Below are 6,444 nucleotides of genomic sequence, written 5' to 3'. Positions count from 1 at the left end.
CGAGGTGGTCGAGGAGAACCCGGTGGCGAGCGTGCGCCTGATCGGCGTGCTGCCCCATCTGGACCGGCCCTTCGAGTACGCCGTCACCCCAGCCACGGCGGCGGCCAGCCCGGGCATGCGGGTGCGGGTGCGCTTCTCGGGACGGGACACCGAGGGGATCGTGCTGCAGCGCACCGCCCGGCCCACCACGGACCGACCCCTGGCACCGCTCACCCGACTGGTCTCCGACGACATCGTGGTCCCCGCTGCGATGATGCGCGTGTGCGAGGAGGTCGCCACGCGCTGCGCCGGCACCGTCGGTGACGTGCTGCGGCTAGCGCTGCCTCCCCGGCACGCCCGCGCCGAGAAGAACGATCGCGCCGCCGAGGAATCGGAGGCGGGGTCGGATGAGGAGGCGGAAGCAGCACAGGTGCCGGCGGAAGCGGACCCACCCGAGGGCACGCAGGCGCCCGAGACAGGAGCGACGGAGCCGGACGGGGCGTGCCCCTCCCGCCCCGGTGACCGCTACCGCGGGCTGTCCGCGCTGCTGACCCGTGCGGGCGCGCCCACGGGCCCCGTGCCGCGCGCCACCATCACCCTGGACCCTGCTGACGCCTGGACGGAAGTGGCCGCCGATGCCGTGTCCGCCCTCGACCAGGACCGCGGCGCGCTGGTCATCGCCCCCGACCAGCGCGATGTGGCGCGACTCAGCCACGAGCTGACCGCGCGGGGGGTCGCGCACGAGATCCTTGCCGGCACCGAGGGGCCCGAGAAGCGCTACCGCACCTTCCGCCGCATCCTGCGAGGTGCCACCCGGGTGGTGCTCGGCAACCGCTCCGCCGCCTTCGCCCCGGTGCGGAACCTGGCGCTGGCGATCTGCTGGGACAGCGCCGATGACCTGCTCGAAGAGCCCCGCGCCCCCTACCCGCACACGCGCACCGTCCTGCAGTGCCGCTCCCACCAGGAGCGCTGCGCGCTGCTGTTCCTAGCCGCCAGCGATGCCGTCCCCCTGCGCGCCCTCACCGACAGCGGCTACCTCACCCGCCTGGACCCGGAACCGGCCCCGCTGACACAGCTCCGTCCCCGCATCGTGGCGATGGACGAGTACCTGCGTGACCGTGAGGGCCCCTCCGGCCGGTCACGGCTGCCGAGGGAGGCCCTGCGCGTGATCCGCACCGGCATCCAGCACGGGCCGGTGCTGGTGCAGGTTCCTCGTTCCGGCTACGTCCCCGCGGTGGCCTGCACCTTCTGCGGGACCCGCTGCCGCTGCCCGCGCTGCGCCGGCCCCCTGCTGCTGTCGGGCCGCACCGGCCCCCTCCAGTGCAGCGTGTGCGGTCGCCGCGAGGACGGCTACCGGTGCCCGGAGTGCCACCGCGCAGAGGTGCGCGCCATGGTGATCGGATCCACCCGCACCGCCGAGGAGCTGCGCCGTGCGTTCCCCGAGGTGCCGCTGCGCATCGCCGGGGGCGCCCACGGCCCACTGGAGGACCAGGACGTGCCCGAGCGGGGCATCGTGGTGGCCACCCCCGGTGCTGAGCCCGCCCCCCGGGGCCGCTACGCCGCAGCCCTGCTGCTGGACGCCGATGCCATGCTGGCCCGCGCCGCCTACGACGCAGATGTGGAGTCCGTGCGCCGCTGGAGCAATGCGATCGCCCTGGTGCGAAGCGCGGTTGACGGCGGTGAGGTGCTCGTGGTCGGCACCTCCACGCTGCCCGCCATCCGGCACCTGGTGGCGCACCGCTCCGAGGTGTTCTGGGACCGGGTGCTGGCCGATCGGCGCGAACTGGACCTGCCGCCCTTCACCCGCACCGCCGAGGTGGTGGGGGCTCGCGAGGCCTGCCACGCCTTCCTGGAGGCCGTCGAGCTGCCCGACGGCACCGACGTGTTCGGGCCCGTCGACCTCGGGGATCCCGATGCCCCCGGTCGGGCCAGGGCGGTGCTGCGCCTGGAGCCTCAGCGCTCCCGGGAGCTCGCCGATGCGCTGCGCGCCGGTGTCGCCTCCCGCTCCGCGCGCAAGGCTCCCGGATCCCTCCGGATCCGTCTGGACCCGCCGTCGGTGTTCTGAACCTGGAGGTTCGGAACTTAGACTCGAGGGATCATGCGTCTGATCTTCGCGGGGACCCCCGCCACAGCCCTTCCCTCCCTGCGTGCCCTGCTGGACTCCCGGCACGAGGTGATCGCCGTGCTCACGCGCGCCGATGCCCCCTCCGGTCGGGGCCGAAGGCTCACGCCCAGCCCGGTGAAGGCCTTCGCCCTCGAGGCCGGGATCCCCGTGCTCACCCCGTCGTCCCTTCGGGACGAGCAGGTGCAGCAGCAGCTGCGGGACCTCGCCCCCGATGCGGCCGCCGTGGTCGCCTACGGCACGCTGATCCCGGGGCCGGTCCTCGAGATCCCCACCCACGGCTGGGTGAACCTGCACTTCTCCCTGCTGCCCGAGTGGCGGGGCGCCGCTCCGGCGCAGAGAGCGGTCCTCGCAGGAGCCGACGAGACCGGGATGACGGTGTTCCGCCTGGACGAGGGGCTGGACACCGGCGACGTCATCGCCACCCGCCGCCGCCCGATCGGTGCCTACGAGACGGCCGGGCAGCTGTTGGAGGGCATGGCCGAGGAGGGAGCCTCCCTGCTGTGCGAGGCGATGGACGCCCTCGAGGACGGCTCCGCTGCCTTCACCTCCCAGGACGATGCGGCGGCCACCCATGCCGCCAAGCTCTCGACCGCCGAGGCGCGCATCGACTGGACTCTTCCCGCTGCCCAGGTGAGTGCGCACATCCGAGGCATGAGCCCGGATCCCGGCGCGTGGACGCACTGGCAGGGAAGCCGCATGAAGGTGCTCGGGGTGGAGGCGGCTCCCGCGGCGGCACCGGCCGATCTGCCCCCGGGATCCCTGCACGCCACCAAGCGGCACCTGCTGGTGGGCACCGGCACCCACCCCCTCGCGATAGCGCAGCTCGCACCGGCAGGGAAGCGTCCGATGAGGGGCGCGGACTGGGCCCGCGGTGCCGCTCTGGACGAGCACGCCGCGTTCGACGACCACACCGATGCCCCCGAGGAGAAGCGATGAGCCCCCAGGACGACGCCTCCCGGCCGCGCCGCGACGACCGGGGCCGGCGCGATGATCGGCCCCGGCGAGACGAGCGCGGCCGGCGCGATGGCCGGAGCCGCCGTGAGGACCGTGGCCGGGACGAGCACGGACGCGGCGAGCACCCCCGTCACGGACGGGACGCGCAGGGCCGCGAGCGCTCCGGCTCTCGAGGGCAGGGCGGGCCGCGCCGGGGATGGTCCAGTTCCCGCCCCTCCGAGCGCAGCCGCACCGCCACCGGTTCCCGCCAGGTCGCCTACGAGGCCCTGGCCGCCGTGCGCGAGGACGACGCCTACGCCAACCTGGTGCTGCCGCGCCTGCTGCGCCGGCACCGCCTCTCCGGCAGGGACGCCGCCTTCGCCACCGAGCTGTTCTACGGCTCCCTGCGTGCCCGGGGCCGGCTGGACGCCATCCTCGCCGCCTGCATCGACCGCGGCCTGGACGAGGTCGACGGCGATGTGCTGGACGTGATGCGCCTGGGCGCCTACCAGCTGGTGGACATGAGCGTCGCCCCCCATGCCGCTACTTCCGAGACCGTGGCCCTGGCCCGCTCCGCAGTGGGTGCGGGGGCGGCCAGCTTCGTCAACGCCGTGCTGCGCCGGGTCGGCGAGCGCACCGCCGAGGAGTGGATCGCCCAGGTCGCTCCCGATCGGGAGCAGGACCCCGCCGGTCACCTCGCCGTCGTCCATTCCCACCCCACCTGGGTGGTGCGCGCCCTCACCGACGCCCTCGCCGGTCACGGCCGGGATCGTGCCGAGATCGATGCGCTCCTGGACGCCCAGAACCAGGCTCCTGCCGTGTCCCTGGTGATGCGGCCGGGCCTCACCGATCTCGACGAGATGATCGACAACGGGGCCGGCCGCGGGCATCTCAGCATCTTCGCGGCCACCTGGCCCTCGGGGGATCCCGGCGGCATGGACCCGGTCAAGGAGGGCCGCGCTGCGGTGCAGGACGAGGGCAGCCAGCTGATGGCACTGGCCCTCGGTCTCGGTGCCGACGAGCTGGTGCTCGCCGAGCAGGACGGCCACGCACGGTGGCTGGACCTGTGCGCCGGTCCCGGGGGGAAGACGGCCCTGCTGGGCGGGCTCACCCCGGGCAGCGATGCAGAGCTCCTGGCGATCGAGGTGCAGCCCCACCGCACCGAGCTGGTCGATCGTGCGGTGGCCACCCTGCAGGAGGCCGGCTGTGAGATCACCACCCGCACCGCCGACGGCACCACCATCGGTCGTGAGATGCCGGAGCACTTCAGCCGGGTCCTGGCCGACGTGCCCTGCTCCGGGCTGGGCGCTCTGCGCCGCCGGCCGGAGTCCCGCTGGCGCCGCAGTCCGGGAGACATCGGGCAGCTGGCCGCCCTGCAGAGGGACCTGCTGGGCTCCGCGCTGGACGCTGCCGCGCCCGGGGGAGTGGTCGCCTACGTGACCTGCTCCCCGCACCTGGCTGAGACCCGCCTCGTGGTCACCGACGTGCTGCGTCGCCGCGAGGACGTCGAGCAGCTCGATGCCCGCCCTGCCGTGGCCGCCGGCATCCACCCCGAGCTCCAGGACCAGGTGGACCTGGGCCCGGGCCCCTCCGTGCAGCTGTGGCCCCACGTCCACGGCACCGACGCCATGTTCATCGCCCTGCTGCGCAAGCGCAGCGGGCAGTCCCCGCAGAACCCGTCCGGATCCGAGGAAGGACCCCTGTCATGAACGCCGCCTACGCGACCGATGGCCAGTACATCCACCCCAGCATCCTCAACGCCGACTTCATGCGGATCGGGGAGGAGCTGGACCGCATCTCCAGCGCCGACAGCGTGCACGTGGACGTGATGGACAACCACTTCGTGCCCAACCTGACCTTCGGCGCGGCGATGGTGGAGCAGATCGTGGAGAGGTCCCCGATCCCGGTGGACGCCCACCTGATGATCGCCGACGCAGACCGGCACGCTCCCGAGTTCGCCGAGGCCGGAGCCTCCTCGGTCACCTTCCACCTGGAGGCCGCCGCGGCGCCGATCCGCCTGGCCCGGGAGCTGCGCCGCAAGAACACGGCGGTGGGTGTCGCACTGCGGCCGGCCACCCCTGTCGAGCCCCTGATGGATGTGATCGGCGAGTTCGACATGCTGCTGATCATGACCGTCGAGCCCGGCTTCGGCGGCCAGAGCTTCCTGGAGACCATGCTCCCCAAGATCCGTCGGGCCCGCTCCGCGATCAGCGAGTCGAACCTGCAGGTGTCGATCCAGGTGGACGGCGGTGTGAGCCGGGAGACCATCGAGCGCTGCGCCGAGGCCGGCGCCAACGTGTTCGTCGCCGGATCGGCCATCTACCGTGCGCACGATGCCGCCGCGGAGATCGCCGCGCTGCGGGAGCTGGCGGCGCAGCATGCCGCATCCCACAACGGCCACTGAGCGCCGGCCCGCGCCTGCGCCCTGAGGAGGAGTACCCTGGTGCGGTCACATCAGTGACGTGCTCCGGGGTCGGTGAAAGTCCGAGCCGGCGGTGATAGTCCGCGACCCGCTTCGGCGGTGGAGCCGGTGGAACTCCGGCACCGACAGTCAGAGCCTGGATGAGAGGCGCACGTCCTGCATGCCGACGGGCGCGCCCCTGTGCACGTCCGTCGTTCCATGCCGGAACCTTTTCCCCGGAGCCACTGCATCCGATGGTGAAAGGACTGACATGGATGTTCTGCAGTGGCTCTTCGACGCCAAGATCGAATTCGAGGGCGGACAGTTCCTCCTCCTGCGAGAAGTGCTCGGCAATGTGTTCGGGCTCCTCAGCGCCCTGGGCGGCATGCGCCGCAAGGTATGGGCATGGCCCATTGGGATCCTCGGCAACCTGCTGCTGCTGACGGTGTTCCTGGGCACCGTGTTCGGCAGTCCCAATGCGGTGGACCTGCTGGGACAGGCCGGCCGACAGGTGATGTTCATCGCCACCAGCGTCTACGGCTGGGTGCGCTGGCGGCAGGCCCGCTCCGAAGGAGGCACCGCGGTCGAGCCCGAGTGGGCCTCCTGGGGCACGCGGATCCTGCTGGTGGTCGCGATGGTGGGCGGCACCGCGCTGCTGACCCCGATCTTCCGCGCCCTGGGCTCGTATGAGCCGGTGTGGGCCGACGCCTGGATCTTCATGGGCAGCCTGCTGGCCACGTACGGCATGGCCAAGGGCTGGGTCGAGTTCTGGCTGATCTGGGTGGCCGTCGACATCGTGGGCGTGCCGCTGCTGTGGAGCGCCGGCTACTACGCCAGCGCCTTCATGTACGTGTTCTACGGGGCCTTCACCCTGGTGGGCTTCTTCGTGTGGTGGCGGGTGCGCAGCCGGCGCGATGACACCGCCCGGCGGAGAGGGGGAGCCGACGCGCGGGTGACGGTCGAGACCGCGCACCTGGATCCCACGGTCCGCACCCGCTGAGGCCAC

General features: G+C 72.8%; 5 protein-coding genes and 1 riboswitch. All 5 genes read left to right on the top strand.

Annotated elements, in window-relative coordinates; genetic code table 11:
* Window positions 1–2,044, top strand: a 2,044-nt coding sequence (locus tag M3B01_RS14260; RefSeq protein WP_259793174.1) for a primosomal protein N', incomplete at its 5' end; no start/stop codon positions are given.
* A 33-nt stretch (window positions 2,045–2,077) separates the two neighbouring features.
* Window positions 2,078–3,040, top strand: a complete 963-nt coding sequence (fmt, locus tag M3B01_RS14255; RefSeq protein WP_259793172.1) for a methionyl-tRNA formyltransferase — start codon at window positions 2,078–2,080, stop codon at window positions 3,038–3,040.
* The gene (locus M3B01_RS14250; RefSeq protein WP_259793170.1) at window positions 3,037–4,746 is read left to right on the top strand and encodes an RsmB/NOP family class I SAM-dependent RNA methyltransferase; all 1,710 of its coding nucleotides are present in this window, start codon (window positions 3,037–3,039) and stop codon (window positions 4,744–4,746) included. Before fmt ends, M3B01_RS14250 begins: the two co-directional genes overlap by 4 nt.
* On the top strand, window positions 4,743–5,441 hold the full coding sequence (gene rpe, locus M3B01_RS14245; RefSeq protein ID WP_193866381.1) for a ribulose-phosphate 3-epimerase: 699 nt from the start codon (window positions 4,743–4,745) through the stop codon (window positions 5,439–5,441). The genes M3B01_RS14250 and rpe overlap by 4 nt, the downstream gene beginning before the upstream one ends.
* Window positions 5,442–5,496: 55 nt before the next feature.
* Window positions 5,497–5,615: riboswitch (FMN riboswitch) on the top strand.
* Window positions 5,616–5,709: 94 nt separating this feature from the next.
* Window positions 5,710–6,438, top strand: coding sequence for a nicotinamide riboside transporter PnuC (pnuC, locus tag M3B01_RS14240; protein WP_259793168.1), 729 nt, complete (start codon window positions 5,710–5,712; stop codon window positions 6,436–6,438).
* The last annotated feature ends 6 nt before the right edge of the window (window positions 6,439–6,444 follow it).

The organism is Brachybacterium sp. p3-SID957 (assembly GCF_025144775.1).
In the GTDB taxonomy this organism is placed as follows: domain Bacteria; phylum Actinomycetota; class Actinomycetes; order Actinomycetales; family Dermabacteraceae; genus Brachybacterium; species Brachybacterium epidermidis.
Note: the sequence above shows the minus strand (reverse complement) of the source record. Positions and strands in the feature narration are given on the sequence as shown.

Bases quoted from the DNA above. Each gene is read 5' to 3' on its own strand.
- fmt (WP_259793172.1), top strand. From the start codon at position 2,078: ATGCGTCTGATCTTCGCGGGGACCCCCGCCACAGCCCTTCCCTCCCTG.
- M3B01_RS14250 (WP_259793170.1), top strand. From the start codon at position 3,037: ATGAGCCCCCAGGACGACGCCTCCCGGCCGCGCCGCGACGACCGGGGC.
- pnuC (WP_259793168.1), top strand. From the start codon at position 5,710: ATGGATGTTCTGCAGTGGCTCTTCGACGCCAAGATCGAATTCGAGGGC.
- rpe (WP_193866381.1), top strand. From the start codon at position 4,743: ATGAACGCCGCCTACGCGACCGATGGCCAGTACATCCACCCCAGCATC.